The 18365-nt window shown below is 57.6% G+C and carries 18 protein-coding genes and 2 pseudogenes; 14 read left to right on the top strand and 6 right to left on the bottom strand.

What is annotated here, in order from left to right:
* Positions 1–274 precede the first annotated feature (274 nt).
* The 3 genes from LDB05_RS06410 (at position 275) to LDB05_RS06400 (ending at position 2601) form a co-directional block, all read left to right on the top strand.
* Positions 275–1024, top strand: a complete 750-nt coding sequence (locus LDB05_RS06410) for a hypothetical protein (protein WP_226007095.1) — start codon at positions 275–277, stop codon at positions 1022–1024.
* Positions 1025–1227: 203 nt separating this feature from the next.
* Entirely contained in the window at positions 1228–1779 is a 552-nt protein-coding gene (locus tag LDB05_RS06405) for an HD domain-containing protein (protein ID WP_226007094.1), read from the top strand.
* A 375-nt stretch (positions 1780–2154) separates the two neighbouring features.
* Positions 2155–2601, top strand: a complete 447-nt coding sequence (locus LDB05_RS06400; RefSeq protein WP_226007093.1) for a DUF302 domain-containing protein — start codon at positions 2155–2157, stop codon at positions 2599–2601.
* Positions 2602–2632: 31 nt separating this feature from the next.
* Here LDB05_RS06400 and LDB05_RS06395 read toward each other — a convergent pair.
* Positions 2633–2761, bottom strand: a pseudogene (locus LDB05_RS06395) (transcriptional regulator TrmB); the annotation flags it as partial.
* Between the two features lie 193 nt (positions 2762–2954).
* Positions 2955–3857 carry an ADP-ribosylglycohydrolase family protein gene (locus LDB05_RS06390; RefSeq protein ID WP_226007092.1) on the bottom strand — a complete coding sequence of 301 codons (903 nt, stop codon included), beginning with the start codon at positions 3855–3857 and terminating at the stop codon, positions 2955–2957.
* A 559-nt stretch (positions 3858–4416) separates the two neighbouring features.
* Here LDB05_RS06390 and LDB05_RS06385 point away from each other — a divergent pair.
* Together LDB05_RS06385 and LDB05_RS06380 are read left to right on the top strand one after the other, a co-directional pair.
* Entirely contained in the window at positions 4417–4734 is a 318-nt protein-coding gene (locus LDB05_RS06385) for an RPA12/RPB9/RPC11 RNA polymerase family protein (RefSeq protein ID WP_226007091.1), read from the top strand.
* Positions 4735–4933: 199 nt separating this feature from the next.
* Positions 4934–5464 (top strand): annotated as a pseudogene (locus LDB05_RS06380) (thiamine pyrophosphate-dependent enzyme); the annotation flags it as partial.
* A 69-nt stretch (positions 5465–5533) separates the two neighbouring features.
* Here the strand turns inward: LDB05_RS06380 and LDB05_RS06375 are convergent.
* Positions 5534–6844: a serine hydrolase domain-containing protein gene (locus LDB05_RS06375; RefSeq protein ID WP_226007090.1), complete on the bottom strand. Its 1311-nt coding sequence runs from the start codon at positions 6842–6844 to the stop codon at positions 5534–5536.
* Positions 6845–7015: 171 nt separating this feature from the next.
* Here LDB05_RS06375 and LDB05_RS06370 point away from each other — a divergent pair, with 171 nt between their 5' ends.
* The 4 genes from LDB05_RS06370 to LDB05_RS06355 all read left to right on the top strand — a co-directional run bounded on the left by LDB05_RS06370 (position 7016) and on the right by LDB05_RS06355 (position 8968).
* On the top strand, positions 7016–7309 hold the full coding sequence (locus LDB05_RS06370; protein WP_226007089.1) for a PadR family transcriptional regulator: 294 nt from the start codon (positions 7016–7018) through the stop codon (positions 7307–7309).
* Between the two features lie 252 nt (positions 7310–7561).
* Positions 7562–7834: a helix-turn-helix transcriptional regulator gene (locus LDB05_RS06365; RefSeq protein ID WP_226007088.1), complete on the top strand. Its 273-nt coding sequence runs from the start codon at positions 7562–7564 to the stop codon at positions 7832–7834.
* 86 nt (positions 7835–7920) lie between these two features.
* Entirely contained in the window at positions 7921–8424 is a 504-nt protein-coding gene (locus tag LDB05_RS06360; protein ID WP_226007087.1) for a hypothetical protein, read from the top strand.
* A gap of 121 nt (positions 8425–8545) precedes the next feature.
* The gene (locus LDB05_RS06355) at positions 8546–8968 is read left to right on the top strand and encodes a hypothetical protein (protein WP_226007086.1); all 423 of its coding nucleotides are present in this window, start codon (positions 8546–8548) and stop codon (positions 8966–8968) included.
* A gap of 679 nt (positions 8969–9647) precedes the next feature.
* Here LDB05_RS06355 and LDB05_RS06350 read toward each other — a convergent pair.
* Entirely contained in the window at positions 9648–10880 is a 1233-nt protein-coding gene (locus LDB05_RS06350; protein WP_226007085.1) for an FG-GAP repeat protein, read from the bottom strand.
* Between the two features lie 637 nt (positions 10881–11517).
* Here LDB05_RS06350 and LDB05_RS06345 point away from each other — a divergent pair.
* Genes LDB05_RS06345 through LDB05_RS06335 form a run of 3 tightly spaced genes read left to right on the top strand, consistent with a single transcriptional unit; the run spans position 11518 to position 14240 of the window.
* The gene (locus LDB05_RS06345) at positions 11518–12735 is read left to right on the top strand and encodes a CaiB/BaiF CoA transferase family protein (RefSeq protein ID WP_226007084.1); all 1218 of its coding nucleotides are present in this window, start codon (positions 11518–11520) and stop codon (positions 12733–12735) included.
* Between the two features lie 3 nt (positions 12736–12738).
* Entirely contained in the window at positions 12739–13872 is a 1134-nt protein-coding gene (locus LDB05_RS06340) for a thiolase C-terminal domain-containing protein (RefSeq protein WP_226007083.1), read from the top strand.
* Positions 13869–14240: a Zn-ribbon domain-containing OB-fold protein gene (locus tag LDB05_RS06335; protein ID WP_226007082.1), complete on the top strand. Its 372-nt coding sequence runs from the start codon at positions 13869–13871 to the stop codon at positions 14238–14240. Before LDB05_RS06340 ends, LDB05_RS06335 begins: the two co-directional genes overlap by 4 nt.
* Here the strand turns inward: LDB05_RS06335 and LDB05_RS06330 are convergent.
* A complete protein-coding gene (locus LDB05_RS06330) occupies positions 14228–14860 on the bottom strand; it encodes a TetR/AcrR family transcriptional regulator (RefSeq protein ID WP_226007081.1) in 633 nt (210 codons plus the stop codon). The two genes, LDB05_RS06335 and LDB05_RS06330, sit on opposite strands and share 13 nt — an antisense overlap.
* Positions 14861–14970: 110 nt before the next feature.
* Here LDB05_RS06330 and LDB05_RS06325 point away from each other — a divergent pair, with 110 nt between their 5' ends.
* Together LDB05_RS06325 and LDB05_RS06320 are read left to right on the top strand one after the other, a co-directional pair.
* Positions 14971–16326 (top strand): amidohydrolase family protein, encoded by a 1356-nt coding sequence (locus tag LDB05_RS06325; protein WP_226007080.1) that lies wholly within the window; start codon positions 14971–14973, stop codon positions 16324–16326.
* A 44-nt stretch (positions 16327–16370) separates the two neighbouring features.
* Complete coding sequence (locus LDB05_RS06320; RefSeq protein WP_226007079.1) at positions 16371–17258, top strand: fumarylacetoacetate hydrolase family protein; 888 nt, start codon at positions 16371–16373, stop codon at positions 17256–17258.
* Positions 17259–17307: 49 nt separating this feature from the next.
* Here LDB05_RS06320 and LDB05_RS06315 read toward each other — a convergent pair whose 3' ends face one another.
* Positions 17308–18312 (bottom strand): TatD family hydrolase, encoded by a 1005-nt coding sequence (locus tag LDB05_RS06315; RefSeq protein WP_226007078.1) that lies wholly within the window; start codon positions 18310–18312, stop codon positions 17308–17310.
* Positions 18313–18365 lie beyond the last annotated feature (53 nt).

Genomic DNA, 18365 nt, shown 5'->3' with positions numbered 1-18365 from the left:
AGGAATCGCTTCCAGTCGGGTGTTAAGCCGTCCGACGACAGCGGGGGACAACGGCGTTCGAGCGTCGGCGCTTCGTGCCGACACCCTCACGGGATCTTCGATACCGCTTAGCTTCGACGACAAGTACTCCTCTCCCTCAGCTCATGGCCGTCGGACGGTCACCCCCGGTGAGTACGCGTACACTCACTGTCCTGAACAGAACGGTAACTATGTGCGCATACTGAACAGCCGGGTTTCAGAAAGCACTTATCCCATATTCAATAGTTATCATTTAATGAAGTCTCGAGCCGTTCTACGTATATCAGTCCTTGTTTCTTTTCTCCTTCTAGGTGCTATTCTCTACCCAGGGGCGCTTACACAGCCATATAGTGGAGAGACTGACCATTATTCCATTGCGCACGAATCTTCAGAAGCCTTCAACGAGATTGTTGACGAAGAGAACCTTTCTATGAGTGACGCTCGATCGGTAGAAGAACTCTCTGCGGGCGAGCAGAGAGCCTTTGCCCAAGCACAAGAACAGAAACCAACCGAAGACGGCTACGGCCCAAATGGTTGGCAGTCCTTCGGTGATCCTCTCGTCTGTGATAATACGCTACTCCTGTGTAATGAGTATGAGCAGATTCCGAACCCTTCCGCCGGCAGCGTCTATACCGTCGTGGAAGATACTACTGGAGAGTTGTATCTTGTGAGAGTCGGTTTTGATATGCCGGGTCCAACATGGTCAGGGTTTGATGTACTCGTTGAATTTTTCATTAAGCTAGCTATTTTGGGGCCGTATTCCTTCTTCCTTATTCATCGAGGGTGGACGGTCGGCCCGCCAGAACCAACGCGCTCCTCAGCCGGGTACGGGGTGGCGCTCGTTGTAACAGTATTTGCGTATCCGTATCTCCTCATGTTCACAGATCTCTCACTCCCGTCGTGGCATCTTCACGCCTTAGCGGCGATAACATGGGCGATGATATTCGCTGAAATCTGGAGAGGGCGTAGCCAAATTGAATCAGAGACCGGTCAAGTCTCCGATTGACAACGTGGGTGAGAAAGCCTCGTGCAGGGCCTGGTAGTTCTTTTACACGCCCGGCATCGAATCTGGTGTTACGTGTTCCGTCTATACTTCCTGCTGTCCTCAGGGACCCGCTTTGTGGACGCAGTACTTACGGCAAATAGAGATGCGAACTGAGCATCACTGCACGACTGGTGTTTTTATTGATCAATACTGATACCAGAGGTATGAGCGAGGACGTAGTCCGGGCCGCATTCCCTGAACTCGAGGTGATCGAAGACGACGACCTGCGAGCAGGCGTCGCCAGTGCGTGGGCGACAGCCATCGAAGAGAACGACGTCGACGACCTTTCCGAGGTACCGTGGTTGCCCCCGACACAGCGTGCGTTGGGGTTGGAGGACGAACTACTGGTAAGCCACGTTCGGGACGTAACTGCCTGTGCTGTCACGCTTGCAGAGACGCTCCTCGAGCGGCGTGAGGTCGATCTCTCGTTGGATACTGTCGTTGCAGGTGCCCTTATCCACGACGTGAGCAAGCTCGCCGAATTCGACGGAATGGCTGAGACGCCGGTATACGACCTACTCGGGCATCCCTACTACGGAGTCTACGTTGTTGCAGCGGTGGACTTGCCAGTTGAACTTGCACACATCGTACTCTCCCATACGAGTCGAACGACGGTCGAGCCAGCGACGATCGAAGCGGAACTCGTCAAGCGGGCCGACGAAGTTGCGGCAGCTGCCATCCGGTCACAGGCGACAGACGACCTTCGAACTGCGTAAAAGCTGCACTGAACACCAACGATGTGCAAACTGAGAACTGTGAAATTACTGTGGATCCGAGCAGCTACGTGAGCAGCGTTCGGCGGGCGTCGACGTACGCTTCGGAGTCACGGATGTCGGTCCCGTTGCAGGCACTCGCTCACCGGATCACCCATCCTCGTGGCAGGGAAGGTCCGAATGGAGATAAAATTGTTTACGAATGCTACAATACTATTCAATATAATTCCGAGCGAGGGTATTCGGATTCCGTACGATTGTTACCGTCACTTAGATGCCTTACGTCGTGTGAATCCGACTGATTGGGGATACTACTGGTGGTCCATGTCGGATCGATGGCGAAAGAGTTATTCTCAGTCAGTACAATATTACACACGAATGACGCTCCCAATCGATCCGGCGCAGATCGACCCCAACGAGATCGGTACCGAACAGACGACCCTGGAGATGGACCACGATGAGGCCATCGAGCACGTGCGCGAAGCGTTCACCGACGCCGGGTTCGGCATCCCCGTCGAGTTTTCGCCATCCGAGATGCTCAACGAGAAGGTTGACGCCGACCGGGATCCCTACTACGTGCTTGGCGCGTGCAACCCGTCTGTGGCCGATCGCGCGCTCGACGCGACCGACAAGCGGATGGGCGGGCTGTTCCCCTGCAACGTCGTCGTCTGGGAGGAAAACCCGGGCACGCAGCGCGTCTATCACGTCTCGATCATGCGCATCGCGCGACTCGTCGGCATGGCACCGAACAACGACGAGATGGGCGACATCATCGCCGAGACGGGCGAACTCGTCGACGAAGCGTTCGAGAACCTCTACCGATAGGTCTCGATATACTCGCGTCCGAATGTTGCTCTCATTGTGGTCGGTCCACTTCGTAGTCAGTCGCCAGTTCCTGGAACTCGTCCCACTCCAAGAAGCGATCGTCGTCAATCTCGCCGTGCGTCTCGAGGTAGCGGAGCAAGGCGTCGATTTTTACAGATAGCGAGCACGTGAACCGGCGCCACCGACTTAACCAACAAAACGATGGATTGGCGTTCCGTGTTGGTTACTATCCTTGATCCCTCGTTCTGGTTGAGAGCACTGATAGCTGCGGCAAGGCGGATGAGTGTTCGTCTCAGTTTTGACAAATCTACATTATAACGGTCACCCCACTGAATAGACCAGCCACGTCTTCACTAATTTCGGAGTTGCAATGCGAGCTGAGCCAGTTCGTCGCGTTCATCGATCGATGACAGCCAGCCCCCCGGAAGATCACTTGCACCAAATCGTGCTCCGGCGACGGCGCCGGCGACCGCACCGATAGTGTCGGTGTCCCCGCCGCGGTTGACCGTGGTAACGATCGCGCTCTCGGCGCTATCGGCCGTGAGTGCGTCAGCGAGTGCCGTCTGAAGCGTGTGCACGACGTATCCAGACGTCTGCAGTGTTTCGGGTCGGTCGTCGTTGGCAATCGGATCGAGTGCCGAGCACAACTCATCGGGAGCGTCTCCTCGAATCGCGTTCAGTGCGCTCGAGAGTGGCTCCGATTCGTCGTTCAGGAGCCCTGCGATTGTAAGATTCAGAATGGCACACCCGTATGTACATCGGGGATCGGCGTGTGTGATCACCGAGGACTGTCGACTCACTCGAGTGAGTGTCTCTCGATCGTCGTGATACGCAATGGAGAGCGGCGGACATCGCATCACGCTACCGTTGCCGGCGTTGTTGCCTTCGGAACTCGCCTCCCAAACCTGCCGGCCTGCCTCGTCCCACGCGCGACCTCGCTTCAGTTGTTCGAGTGAGCGACGCGTCATATTCCCGATATCGAAGGGGCCGCTGTCGTACCACTGTACGAACCGGTCGGCGACGTCAGCGGGTTCGAATTCGTCGTGTTCGGCGAGACTACGAGCGATACAGAGCGCCTGCTCCGTATCGTCGGTGATAGTCCCAGCTGGTTGACCCCACGTGCCGTTGCCGACCATTCCAGTGAGCGTTCCGTACTCAGCCGCGATCCGGTCAGTGCCTTTGAATTCCACCGGACGACCGAGTGCATCACCACAGGCGAGTCCAAGGAGGACCCCTTCAGCACGGTCTTGATTCATAGGTCTTGTAGAGAGAGAGAGAGTTCGGAAAAGTGTATTCACCAATGGCTCCTCCTCGGGGAAAACAGCGGAATTCTTTCTCCGAAGCCATGTTAAAACACTCTCCCAGTGACAGGTTTTGTCAAACGTGCTGAATACAGGGCGGCAGCACGTCGTAAACCGAGAACCGGAGCTGTCTGATTCGGTCAGGACAGAGCAAACACGAAGTACACTACCGCTTTACCGCTGTAACTCCGCTAGTGTTTTTATTCCGAATAGATCCAGTGAAATCTCGATGCCAGCGGCTAAGAGTGCGTTTCGTGATACTGACGAGCGGCTGGTAATTGTATGATGACGAGTGTTCCCGCTATAATTCCGATGCCACCGACGTCCACTTTCGTCCCGAGATTCTGAGCCAGATCTACGACAACCCCGTGCCAGTCGATAGATATCGGGCAAGATCAAACGTTTCCTATTGCATATTCGATAACTCAGCACAATTAGAATGCGCAGTTGGGTGAAATCCACGACGGATCGGAAGTTGACACATTTATCCGACAACCTTGTATTCCTCCTTTATATGCAATTCTGTGACGAGTGTGGTTCGATGATGCACACGGAGGGCGACACGTGGGTGTGTCGCTCCTGTGAGAACGAGGAGCCGCGGGACTCGCAAGCAGAATCGGCGATGGCGACCCAGGATGGACAGCGGGACGACGGGGCACCCGCCGTGGCCGACGCGACCCAGGGCTCCACCGAGACGATGCAGGAGCCCTGTCCGGCGGACGACTGCGACAGCGACCGGGCCTACTCCGAGATGATGCCGAAGCCGGGCGGGTCCTACGAGGTTCGGCTATTCACCTGCGTCGAGTGCGGTCACAAGTGGCGCGAGTCCTGACGGCGCCTCTCGCGAACCCCGCCGCTGAAATATACACAGACCGCCACTTCAGACTTTCAACTGCCGGGGTTACTCGGTCTCAAGCGGAGCCACACATCGACTCCAAACCAACTCCCACAACGTTCTCGAGGGTATCAACAACCTCTGTCACAAGAGCCCCAGCCCGGATTTGAACCGGGGGCTCGGCCTCGAGCAAACGCCCTCAACCGAGGCACCATTCACCGTCCGTAATGTCCTCCCTGTCCTCCGAGAAGCAATGGAACCCGAAGACGTCCTCGTTTCGGACGTCGGCAGTCACGAGATGGCTATCGCCCAGCACTTCCCGACGTACGAGCCCAACACCTGCGTGATCTCGAACGGACTGGCGACGATGGGGATCGCGGTTCCGGGCGGAGTCGCGGCAGATCCGGAAGTCGACGCGAACGTCGTCGCCGCGACTGGAGACGGTGGATTTCTAATGAACGCCGCCGAAATCGAGACGGCCACTCGACTCGGCTGTGCGTTTATAATCATCGTTTTCACCAACGACGACTACAGCCTTCTCTCGGAGAAACAATGTGCACACACCGGAGACTCTGTCGGAACCGAGTTGACGAATCCCGATTTCGTCACGTTCGCCGACAGCTTCGGGATCGACGGCTATCGACCGGCCACTCGAGCCGAACTCGATGCGGCGCTCAGGGACGCGATCGGAGACGGAATGTCCCTGGTCGAGATTCCGATCGCCTAGCGCCTCCTATCGATCTCGATTCCCTGACAGAAAATAAACGGACGGAAGAACGGCCAGGTAAGTTCGTTGTTACGATAATTCGTGACGGACCGTGTCACCAAGGCGGGCGACACGCTGACTGTGTTCGTATCCATCATGGATTCCGTTAGTGACGTAGGCGAATGCGATGTCGTTGTCGGGGTCTGCCCAGGTCATGATACTACCGAGACCACCGTGTCCATAGACACCGTGTGAGGCAGTCATTCCGAAGTCGTCGCCGGGTTTACCACCGAACCGGACGCCGAGTCCACGGCGGGAGTATTCTCCGTTCTCCTCCTGTTCAACCTCAACAGAAGTAAAGGCACGAGCCACCTGATTGCTGAAGACGTCTTCGCCGTTGTTCAGGAGACAGTTGTAGTACCGGGCGAGATCGCGTGCAGTTCCGATCCCAGTTGCGGCACCGACAACGCTCTCCTGGACGTGGTCCCAATTGAAGAGGTCGGCCACGTAGGACGTGTACCCTGGTGAGTCGGGTTCGGTGATCTGGTTGTACGGTTCGAATCCGACCAGCGTTGCAACATCAACTTCGGAGGCGTCCGCAACACCGATACTCGTGTTGTCCAATCCGAGTGGGTCGAAGATCACCTCCTCCGCGAGGTCGTCGACCTGTTTCCCGACTACGTTCCGGGTGAGACCATCAATGATCCACCCATAGCTCAGGAGGTGGTAGTCAGTGCGTGTGCCCGGTTCATATGCGGTCTCCGCCTGTTCTACGAGGGCCTCCTTCTCGTCAGGATCTCCCCAGATCTCTGGATTATCATCGATTGCAGGGATCGAGTGCAGCCCTGATTGGTGCGAGAGGACATGCCGAATCGTCACTTCTTCCTTCCGTTCGTCGCCACGGGCGAAGTTTGGCCAGTGATCAACGACGTAGTCGTCGTAATCCACAAGCCCCTCGTCAACGAGGTGGTGAACCGTCCCTGCTGTGTATGGTTTCGTCGTCGAGAAGAGAATGTGACGTGTATCCGTCGTCTCTTCCGCTCCGTCAGGTCCAGTCGTTCCACCAGCGATGTTCAGGACGAGTTCGTCCTTGTGATAGACGGCGAGCTGTGCGCCGTGATGGAGTTCTTGCTCGACCTGATTATAGAACGTTTCCGAAATTCGCTCCGTACCAGTTGGAAGGATATCCGAGTTCCGAGCCGAATTCGAGCTCGACGGCGGATTCGGACGGTTCCCTCCTTTCTCTGGACCTGACGACGCAGATACTGGTACTGCCGATCCGACTGCCGCAGCAGCAATACTGCCCAGGAGTGTGCGGCGCTGCATAGATACAAGTCCATTGTATATATCTAAATAATAATTGGTTAGAATCATATTCTGAAAGGTTCTGTTTGTATACACCAAGTAAGGTAATCCAGTACGGTGATCCGTTTTCGGCTACCCACAATCGAGCAGTCGGAGACTGCCATGCTTGACGGTGTCCCCCTGAACGCGAGTAATAGCGCATTTGTATATACTTTCTCTCACACCCACTCCCGAAATCTTTATTTACTAATAAACGGTAATTTCCGTATGCACGATCTTACTGGTTTCCAGCGTGATTTGCTGTATACGATTGCTGGACAGGACGATCCCCACGGGCTCGCGATCAAAGAGGAACTCGAGGACTACTACCAGACAGAGATCCATCACGGGCGCCTCTATCCGAATCTCGACGAGGTCGTCGACAAGGGTCTGGTCGAGAAAGGCAAACTCGATCGGCGAACGAATTATTACACGGTCACCGCTCGCGGTCGGCGTGAACTCGAGGCTCGTCGAGACTGGGAAGATCAGTACATTGGCGAGTTGTTCCTGGAAGCAGAGTGACGGCAGTGATAACCGGCTAATTTACCCTAGTGTATTGGGCCTACCAGTCGTGAAATAGACTTTCTCATTCAACTCGATGGAGTATCAAACTGTGAGAGTGGAAACCAGGAACGTAGTGTCTTACCCAACAACTGCCAGATATCTGTTTCTTTGTTGGGTAGCTAACTACATCACAATGGAACTGCTATTTGTATAAGCTTACAGCTCTTTACGAACAAATAACAAATATTACCCCAATTGAATGTCGGCAGCATGGACGACCTCACGGGGTTTCAACGGGACCTCCTATACGTGATCGCTGGCGCTGATCAACCATCCGGGCAAGATATTAAAGAAGAAGTTGAGCACTACTACAGTGACGAAATCAATCACGGGCGATTGTATCTAAACCTCGATACGGTTGTCAACAAAGACCTCGTCGAAAAAGGGCAACTCGACAGAAGAACGAACTACTATGCGATTACAGAGGATGGTGAGCAAGCTATCGAGCAGCGACAAGAGTGGCAGTCACAATACATCGACTAGCTACTGCTGCTGCTGGTGTGATTACGTTCAATCTCGAGTTGGGAGTTCGTGTTAGAGCATGCTCTCGTCCAAATAGAACGAATAACATGTTCGAATTCACGACGAACCTCGAGGAGTTAGCGGTCGCTAATATATGTGATTCTGCTGTTGGAGAGATGTGTCTCATAAGAGACGAGGAAGAAGTTGGATACGTATCGTATCCTCCTCGCTTTGTCCCAGAAAACGGTCGCTATCTCCCTGCGCGGCACCGCGTAGGACTGACGGTATCCACCGAACCACTGGGAACGAAAACATCGGTTGATGCGACTGTTTCTATCAAAGAATTCAACGGCCAGATCATCAACATCGGGTTCGGCTCCCCTGTCCTTAAACTATTCTCCCTGAAGACTGAGGACCCGGTAGCCCAAGTCGAACTGCAACCGGAATACCTTCCTAACGGTGTAGGTGAAAAAGGAGATAGTTGTTACATCTCTATCCGGTTAGAATACGATCACCAAGCCATGCTGGATCACTATGATGAAAGCGGAATTGAAGACCGTCGGGAACGGTTTCATGATGAGGTCAAAGAGATCGAAGAAGAATATTTCTAATCTCTCTTAGAAGGTGTATTTTCGAACTCCAATACTACACCTCGACCTACTAACCACCAGAATATTTCACAACGAATTCGAACCTCTAGGATTATTAATGGATAGACATGTACGGTAATTCATGAGCGAAACGGTAGAGTTCGAAACGAGCTATGAGGAGTTAGAGCTGTTTTATAATGACGAGGCCGTGGGTGTTATGTGGCTCATATCTATCGATGGGAAGCGTCTAACCGAACATCTGTACTATCCTCCTCAATTTATGCCGAAGAACGGCCGGTACCTTTCGGCACCATATTCTGTCCGCGTATCGATATCCGATGAACGGCTCCCGGTTTCACCATCCATCGGGGCAACTATTTCCGTTCAGCAATTTGAGGGACTGATTTCTGGCTTCGAGTTCGACGCTCCGGCGTTCAAACTGTCCAACCTCAGCTCCGATGAGGTTGATATCGTGGCTCAGATTCAATTGCATCCGGAACATCTCCCCGATTGGCTGGGAAGGCGATACGTGTTACATCTCGATTCGACTCGAGTACGACCATGAGGCGATGTTGGAGAACTTTAGTGAGGACGAAATCGCGGAGAAGCGAGCACACTTTCAGGAGCGGATTACGAAAGTAGAGGGCAAGTGGTTGTAAACCATTTTGCCCGGAAAATCGCACCTGAAGCCGGCGATACAACTAATCGATCCACAAGAAGACCTCTTTATCACCGTCGCTCTGACCCAGCTCTGTATCCACTACGAGAACGCCGATCCCATCTCGCCGAACGTGTAGCTCTCGAGTTCGGAGTACGATACCGTCGACGTCGAGGCGCTCGAGGGAGTCTTGTACGCCTCGAGTGAGAACATCGAAGTACAGTTCACGGTAGAAGGAATTCGGCTCGCAGTGACGCCGAAAAGCGTCGATGTCCTGTTCGACGAAGAACCCTGCTCAGCGGATCAGTAGCGAAACCACGGTCAACGCCCGGAAAAGTTCCTGAAAGCCTGGGGCTGGTCGACATCCCGCGACTGCGCGAAACCCCGTCTCGCTGGCCCTCGTGTGCGGAGCGAACGAGGACGCCGCTGAGCGCCTCTTGCCTGCGGTGCTTGCGGGTCGGGGGACGGCCGAGGCGGATGCTCCGAGTACTCGGAGTGGATGTCGATGTGCTGGGTGCTTGCTTTTCAAACCCAGTATCACCGTTTGCTGAACTCAGAGGATTCGCGTTCTGAGAGCGACTGGGGGTCACTGCTCGTAAATATAGACGAAGCTCTCCTCGGAACACCTGCCTGCGACGATCGTCGTTCCGTTCGTGGTCGCTATCGCGTCGCCGAATTGCTCGGTCGTATCGGGCGCTGTGAAATATATTCCTCGCGGATCGTTTGTACTAGACGGCTGATCGAGGTTGTAAACCGCGCCGACCGAGTCACCGAACTGAGCATGTGGTGCGCCGACTAGCAACGTATCGCCATCCATCGCGACTATGTGACCGAAATATTGATGCGAGTTACCACTGGTCGCAGTATACATCTGCTCGCGAGACCATTGTCCATCTGAGAGGCCGAACACGTACGCTGTATCGTTGATATAATCGCCGATCAATGCCTTCCCATCGATCACCGAAACCGACCAGCCGAAGTGATCCCTCCCTGTCGCTCCGGAGAGGGTCGTCCGATGACTCCAGGTACCGTTCGATCGGTTGAAGACGTGAACGACACCCGATCCCGCGCGTCGACGCTTCGGCCCTGACTTCGGTGGCGCTCCGACCAGTATCGTCTCGCCATCAGTCGCGATTGATCTGACGGCCCGTCCGTCATCCTGATCAGTAGCAGACAGCGTCTGTCGCAGGCTCCATTCCCCGCCTTCACGCTCGAAGACATCTGCGAGCCCGTCGCTGTCTGCTGTCCGCAGGACGGCCGTATCATCGGCCACCGCCATCGATTCGATGTAGACGCCCTCGGTTAGCTCCGTCGTCAGTTGCCAGCCGTCACCGTTCGATCGCTCGAACACCGACACGGGGATTCGCGACGTCCCCGAAAAGTTGTACTCGTTACCGACCAGCAGCGTCGACCCGCTGGCTGCGATCTGTCCGCCGAAATAGTCGCGTTTCTGTTTCTGACCGGTCAGCGTCGCTGTCTGCCCCCATCCAGTCCCCGATTGTTTAAAGACGGCCACGGTTCCGGCTTTTTCGACGCCATCGGGAGCAGCTTGGGGCACGCCAACGAAGACAGTATCGCCCGTCGTAGCGACCTCCTGCCCGAACGATTCCGATCGATCAGAGCCGCCGAGTGTGGCTACTGGAGAGCGTGGTTTGGAAACCTCGGTGAACGGCTCTGGCGAGACAGTCTTCCAGTTCTCGTCTTCGGATTTGGGGCCGGTTGCGTTCTCCGAGAACACCTCCAGACAGCCACCGATCCCGGCGAGCGTTCCCCCCGTGAGACATCCCAGGATTGTCCGCCTCGTAAGCTCATCTCTCACCATAGTTCTGTTTCGAGGACTAATGCGGTATATTTTTTGAACGGACCACTTTCAAAAACTTGCTCCGATCGAAGTGGCGTGTAAAACACGCGCTGTGTATTCAGCACGTGATGTCTGTCGTTGTCGTCGGAAAACCGCGATGGAGGAGCATCGCGGTGTCGGGCGCTGAGCGCCTTCGGAATCTGGTCGATTCCACTGTCTAGTAGCAAGAAGGAGGGGTAGATCACTCCAAGCGGTCGGTCACTCCTTGTGGAACTACAACGCGATTTCCTCTTCTGCATCCGCCAGTTCGGCCGTATAGATCAAGTCACGCAATGCAAAGCCCCGAAAGCAGAACGAAATACATCCCCACCCGAGGCCGTCACGACGGCCGCCGAGAAGACAGTTCTGACACCGAACTCCGGACTGCCCCGACGGTATCTCGGTATACGCAACCGATCCTAACCGGGTAATCGTCGTTCAGAACGCGAGCCCGACCTTGCGAAGGTTTTACCACTTGGTAAGTCAATGACTCACCACGGATGTGTACTAACCACACGCTTGCTTCGAATAGCGGTCGAGAGCCCACCGTATCGTCCGCTTCGATACTTCGCTGGAAGGAACTCGAAGACACGAACGGCACACCGGTAGGGGAAGTATGACTGCCAACGGGAAGATCCTGGAGGGTGTCAAGGTAGTCGATCTCTCTACGTTCGTCACCGGCGGCTTCTGTTCGGCGATGCTCGCTAATCAGGGGGCAGAGGTCGTGAAGGTCGAACAGCCGGGCTACGGCGACGCTGTCCGGCATTCCGGCCCACCGTTCATCGACGGCGAATCGCCGTACTACTGGACGCTGAATTACGGGAAGAAGAGCCTCGAACTCGACCTGAAGAACGAGAGAGCGACGGAGGCGTTGTACGAACTCGTCGCAGAGGCCGACGTCTTCATCCAGAACTTCCGACCCGGGACTGCAGAGCGCCTCGGCGTCGATCACGAGACGCTCTCGGAATACAACGAGGACCTCGTCTATCTCGCTATCTCCGCGTTCGGACAGACTGGACCCTGGAGCGAGCGATCGGGATACGATCTGCTCATTCAGGGGATGAGTGGGATAATGGACGTGACTGGAGAAGAGGGACGACAGCCAGTCAAGGTCGGCTTGCCGATGACAGACCTCATCACAGCCATGTGGGCTGCTTTCGGCACGATGACTGCGCTCTATCGCCGAGAACAGACCGGTGAGGGAGAATACATCGACCTCGGAATGCTCGAGGCGACGCTGCCGTGGCTGACGAAACAGGCCGGCATGGTGTTCGCCGGCGAGGAGACGCGGCGGATGGGGACGAAGGATCCGGTACTCGCGCCGTACCAGACCTTCGAGACCAAGGACGGGCACCTGAACATCTGCATCCTCAACGAGAAGCTCTGGGGCGAGCTCTGTGAGGCACTCGACCGGCCCGATCTCCCGGCCGACGATCGCTTCGAGATGAACAAGGACCGCGTCGAGCACATCGACGAGTTGGAAGCGGAGATCGAGGACACCCTCAGCGAGAAGACCACGGACCAGTGGATCGAGATCATCGCGGAGGACGCCGGTGTCCCGGCCGGCCCAGTCTACGACGTCGAAGAGGCATTGCACAACCCACAGATAGACGCACGAGGGACGATCACCGAGATCGAACATCCGGAGCTCGGGGAGATTCCGGTCATCGAACACCCGCTCCGGTACGATAACGCAGAGAGCGGGTTTGACTCCGCGCCGCCGCTACTCGGTGAGCACAACCGAGAGGTGTTCCGCGAACTGGGTTACTCCGAGGAGGAGATCGAGGCGCTGGCAAACGCCGGCGTGTTCGGCTCGGCAGACGAGGAGGAGTAAGGGATGACGGATGTCCGTATCTCCGGGGTCGGAATGACCCCGTTCGAGAGCGAGGCGGCACAATCGATCCTCGAACTCGCGATAACCGCTGCAGAGAGAGCGATCGCGGACTCACCGCACACCCGAGACGAGATCACGTCACTTCACGTCGGCAACGCGCTCACCGAAGCGCTCGGGACGCGGACCGGATTAGCGAACGCGCTGATCTCCGCGCTCGGGATCGAAGGGGCGGCCGCCGATCGGATCGAAAACACGAGTGCCAGCGGCGCTAGCGCGTTCCAGCGCGGGGCGCACGTGGTCGATAGTCGCGCCTCGGACGTCGCGCTCGTCGTCGGCGTCGAGAAGATGTCGGTGGCGGAGACGCGAGAAGTCACTGAATCGATAAGCCGTCTCGTACACGATCGCGAGTACGAACAGGGAGTTACTCTGCCGTCTTTCGGGGCACTCGCTGCCGGGACGTATCTCGACCGCTACAACGTTTCCCGGGAGGCACTCGGTGCGGTCGCCGCGAAGAACCACCGGAACGCAGCGAACAACCGCGTCGCACAGTTCCAGACGGAGATCAGCATCGAGGATGCAGCCGAATCACCGATCGTCGCGGAGCCGCTCCGGCTGTACGACTGCTGCCCGACGACCGACGGCGGTGCCGCAGTGGTCCTCTCACGTGACGCAGGTGTTCGCGTCGAGAGCGTCGAAAGTGCGACCGGTACGCACGCCGTCGCAGACCGTACCGATCCGCTCGACATCGAGAGCGTCCGCCTGGCCGGCGAGCGCGCGTTCGCTGCCGCCGGGCTGGGGCCGCAGAACGTCGACGTGGCCTGTATCCACGACGCTTTCACGATCTTAGAGCTCCTCGAACTCGAGGAACTGGGTTTCTACGACGCGGGGACCGCGTGGGAGGCGACACTCGACGGGGAGACCGCGTTGGACGGAGGACTCCCCGTTAACCCGGGCGGCGGGCTGAAAGCCCGTGGCCACCCGCTCGGGGCGACAGGGATCTCGCAGATCATCGAACTGGTGTGGCAGCTCCGTGGGGACCTCCGACCGGACCGACAGGTCCCGAACGCAGGGACGGGACTCGCTGTCAACGTGGCGGGCTTCGGAAACAACAGCGTCTGCACGGTGTTAGAAGGATGAGCGGGGAACTGGCACCGCCGACGAACTCGCTCAGCGTCGATCGGGCGTTCGTCTGTGACGACTGCGGACACTGCTGGTACTACGACCGCCATCGGTGTTCCGAGTGTGCCGGGCAGTCGTTTTCGACGTATGAACTCGACACCGGAGAAGTGATCGCGAAGACGACCGTCGAGATGACACCACCGGACATCCGGTCACCGAACTACCTCGGACTCGCCCGGTTCGACGGGGTACAGGTGATCGCCCAGCTGGCCGACGACGCAGTGAGTGTGGGCGATACGGTCGAGTTCGCCGGCGAGCATCAGCTTCGAGCGGAACAGCGCACTGAGAAGCCCCGCCTCACAGCGGTCGAGGGTCAAGCCGATTGATCCTCGGCCTGTGACGCGTACAACGAATCGAGAATGAACTCGTCGATGGCCTTTCGAGCTTCTTCCGGTGCGTCCTCGTGACCCAGCGAGATCCGACGGCCGCGGGCGGCGTGGATGACGTCGGTGATGAGCTGGCCCATGCGGTCGGCGTTGACGGGTTCGAACGTTCCCTCTTCGATGCCCTCTTCGACGACTTCGACGATGCTGCCGCGAATCCGGTCGTAGTGGTCGTTGAATATCTCTCGGTGCTCGCCGTCGTTCTGGGCGTACGTGTACAGTTCGTGGTACACCTTCATTCGCTCCCAGTGACTGAAGTCCTCGAACTCCGGCCCGAACAGACACTGGTCGATCCGGGCATTGAGTTCCGTTCTGACCTCGGCGTCCTCGTTGACCTCGACGCTTCCCTCGTACTGGTCGATGACGTACTCGAGGAACGACGACAGGAGGTCGTACTTGCCGTCGAAGTGGTAGTGGATGACTTGCCGAGTGAGTTCCATCTCGTCACCGATGTCACGCATGCGCAGGTCCTTGTACCCGTGCTTGCTCAGGGCACGGAAGGTCGCTTCCATGATGACCTGCCGGGTGTCTTTGGAGGAGACCTTTTCGCGGGATTCGCTCATACGGGTAATCGTAGCGAGAGATATATAATACGATTGCTCCGAAACCCGCGACGGACGTGGTTTACCAGACGGTAAATTTTTAACCTCATGGTCAAACATAGCAGTTGTTCATGTCACGAACGATCATACAACACGGAACTGTCGTTTCCCTCGATCCAGAGATCGGACAACTGGACGAGGCCGACGTTCTGATCGAAGACGGAGAGATAGTCGAGATCGGCCACGGACTCTCTCCATCGAACGCCGAGGTCATCGACGCGGAAGACCACATCGTCGTTCCCGGCTTCGTCGACTCGCACATCCATCTCGCACAGACCCAGGTACGGGGAATCGCCGGGGACTGGTCGCTCATGGGCGAATACTTCGATGATATGCTCGGCAATCTCACCGGGCTCTACCAGCCCGAAGACATGTACCTCGGCGGCCTCTTCGGCGCGCTGGAGAAGCTCTATACGGGAACGACCACGGCCTTGGACTGGTCGTACCCCAACTCGCTCGAACACGGCGAGCGGGCCGTCGACGCGCTGAAGGATACCGGGATACGAGCGGTGTACACCTACGGCCCGCCGGGTGACGACGCGGCGAAGTGGTGGTACGACAGCGACGTCGGCCTCCCCGAAGGGAAGATCCGCGAGCTCCACGAGGAGAAGATCCGCGACGACGACCTGCTCAGCTTAGCTCTCGGGCTCCGAGGACCGGATTTCTGTACCGATGAAACCGCCCGCAGCGACTTGGAACTGGCACGAGATCTGGGAGTCCTCAGTACTATCCACATGGGTGCCGCGCTGTGGCCGTCGTCGGTGTACGGCGACGACTACCAGGGCTTCGGGGCCCTCCACGACATGCTCGGCCCCGACGTTAACGTCGCCCACGGGAACCACTTCGCCCAGGAAGATATCGACCACGCCGTCGAGCAGGGCGTCTCCTTCTCGTCGACCCCGGAGGTCGAGATGCAGATGGGCCACGGTATCCCCGTCACCGGAAAGGTGCTCGAAGCGGGCGGACGCCCGGCGTGGGGCGTCGACGTCTGTTCGAACATCAGCGGCGACATGGGCAGCCAGATGCGGATCGGGATGCAGCTCCAGCGGATGTTCGACAACCAGGAGATCCTCGAGAGCGACGAGGAGGTCGGCGAAGTCAGCATTTCGGCGCGAGATACCCTCGAAATGGCGACGATCGAGGGGGCGAAGGCACTGAACATGGAGGACGAGATCGGGACACTCACGCCGGGCAAACGCGCAGACATCGTGCTGATCGACACCAACGACTTCATGACGGCGCCGTCGCACTCTCCGATCGAGACCGTGGTGTTCCAGTCCGATCCGTCCCACATCGAGACGGTGCTCGTAGACGGCGAACCGGTCAAGCACGACGGCGAACTCCTGAACCCGAAGGTGAACGAGGAGTTCGAACGGTTCGTGGAATCCGGACAGCGCCTGATCGACGAAGCCGGGCTGGAGCTGTGAATACCTGCAGCGCGTGAGACGACGACACCAATACAGTACATCAAATGCGACTAGGACAATATCAGACGACGGCGACGGACGAACCGTGGTGTGGCGTAGCGATAGATGACGAGACAGTCGTCAACCTTCCGGAGGCAGGCGCTGCCACCGGCGTCCACATCGAAAACGAGACGAGCGCGCTCTTAGAGAACTGGGAGTGGCAACGGAAGGCCGAATTGGCGATCGAATACGCCGAGGAGACCGGTGTCGGCGTCTACGACCTCGCGGACGTCGAGCAGACTGCGCCGGTCACCGATCCGGAGAAGATCGTCTGTGTCGGACTCAACTATCAGGACCACGCCGAGGAGGGAGACAATCCGATCCCGGACGAGCCGGTGCTGTTCTCGAAGTTCCCCACGACCGTCACCGGGCCCGAGAGCACTATTTCCTGGGACCCGGAGCTGACCGAACAGGTCGACTACGAGGCCGAGCTGGTCGTGGTGATCGGCGAGGAAGCGCGACGCGTCGACCAGGACGAGGCACTCGACCACGTCGCCGGGTTCATGATCGGCAACGACGTCTCTGCCCGAGACCTTCAGCACGGCGACGGCCAGTGGGTCCGCGGGAAGAGCCTCGACTCGTTCGCCCCGACCGGGCCGGAGCTCGTGACGAAAGACGAGGTCTCCGACCCGCACGATCTCGAGATCTGGGCAGCGGTGAACGGTGAACGGTTACAGGAGTCGTCGACGTCGAACCTCATCTTCGGCATCGACGAGCTCGTGTCGTTCTGCAGTCGAGCGTTCACGCTGAAACCCGGCGACCTGCTCTTCACGGGGACGCCGCCGGGTGTCGGTGTGTATCGAGAGCCGCCGGTCCTGCTCGAGGACGGCGACGACGTGACTATCGGTGTCGAAGAGCTCGGAGAACTGCGGAACAGCTGCGAATACGACTGACGGCGCGCTGAGCGTCGTTCCGATCTGCCGTGGGCCGGCAATCCGGAACTCAGGCGTCGAAGTCGAAGACGTCGCGCGGGTTCTCGAGGACGACTTTTCGGATTGCCGCTTCGTCGATTCCGTAGCGATACAGTTCGAAGATCGCTCGCTTCAGCGCGAAGGGGTCCGTTCTGAGGACGTTCGCACAGTCCGTGTCGATCATGATCCGCTCCGGACCGTACTCGTCGATAGCGTTCGCCACGTCGGCCGCAGTCACACCGATGAGCCACGAGTGTCCGATGGTGTAGCTCAGATAGCAGTCTGTATTCTCCATCAGATACTCAGTATTGTTCCCGTCGGCGTGAGAGGCGACTACCTGTCGGTCGGCTAGACCGGCGTCACGCATCGCTTCGATATCCCGCTTGACCGAATCGAGCGCGGGGTTATCACTGTCGATGACGGGATCGGCGCCGAGGCCGGTGTTCTTTTCGTATCCCGGAATCCCGATCCCGTCACGGTACGATCGCTTCGAGTCGGTAGACTGGTTCGGCGTGTGCAGGAGGACCGGCAGGTCGTGCTCGTCGGCGAGTTCCATCTGTCCCTGAACGATCGCCTGCTGCTGGTCGACGTCCCAGCGACTCACGTGCTGGGAGGGCGTCACGCCCGTCTCGCCGATCGCGATCACTTCGTCGAGTTCGCAGTACGCGTTCAGCGCGTCCAGAAGTTCGTCCGGGTTCTCGATACGGACGCCCGTGTGAATCCCGAGGCCCAGTTTGGCCTCGAAGAAATGATTGCGCTGGATTGCTGCGCGTCGATTGATCGCGTCGTCCCAGAGGAACCGGATATCGTCGGCCTCGACGGGCTTGTACGGTGTCCAGTGATAGCCGGAAGCGACCATCATCATCGACCGACAGCCGGCGAGCGCGTACCGCTCCCGGTCCTCCCACGAGAGCGTGTGCGCGTGGTTGTGAATGTCTATCCACGGGAGATTGAGGAGTTCCGGCGGCAAGTCGACGTCGGAGTTATCGAGATGCGCTGCGTCTGTCGGTCGCTTTGTCGGGTGTGATGAGGTCATGGTGAGTCGGTGGATCCTGTGGGAGATAGCGGGCCACAGTGAGCGGTCGTATC

This window comes from Natrinema salinisoli (assembly GCF_020405205.1).
Lineage (GTDB): Archaea > Halobacteriota > Halobacteria > Halobacteriales > Natrialbaceae > Natrinema > Natrinema salinisoli.
The sequence above is the reverse complement of the archived record's forward strand: the minus strand, read 5'-3'. Positions and strand labels throughout refer to the sequence as shown.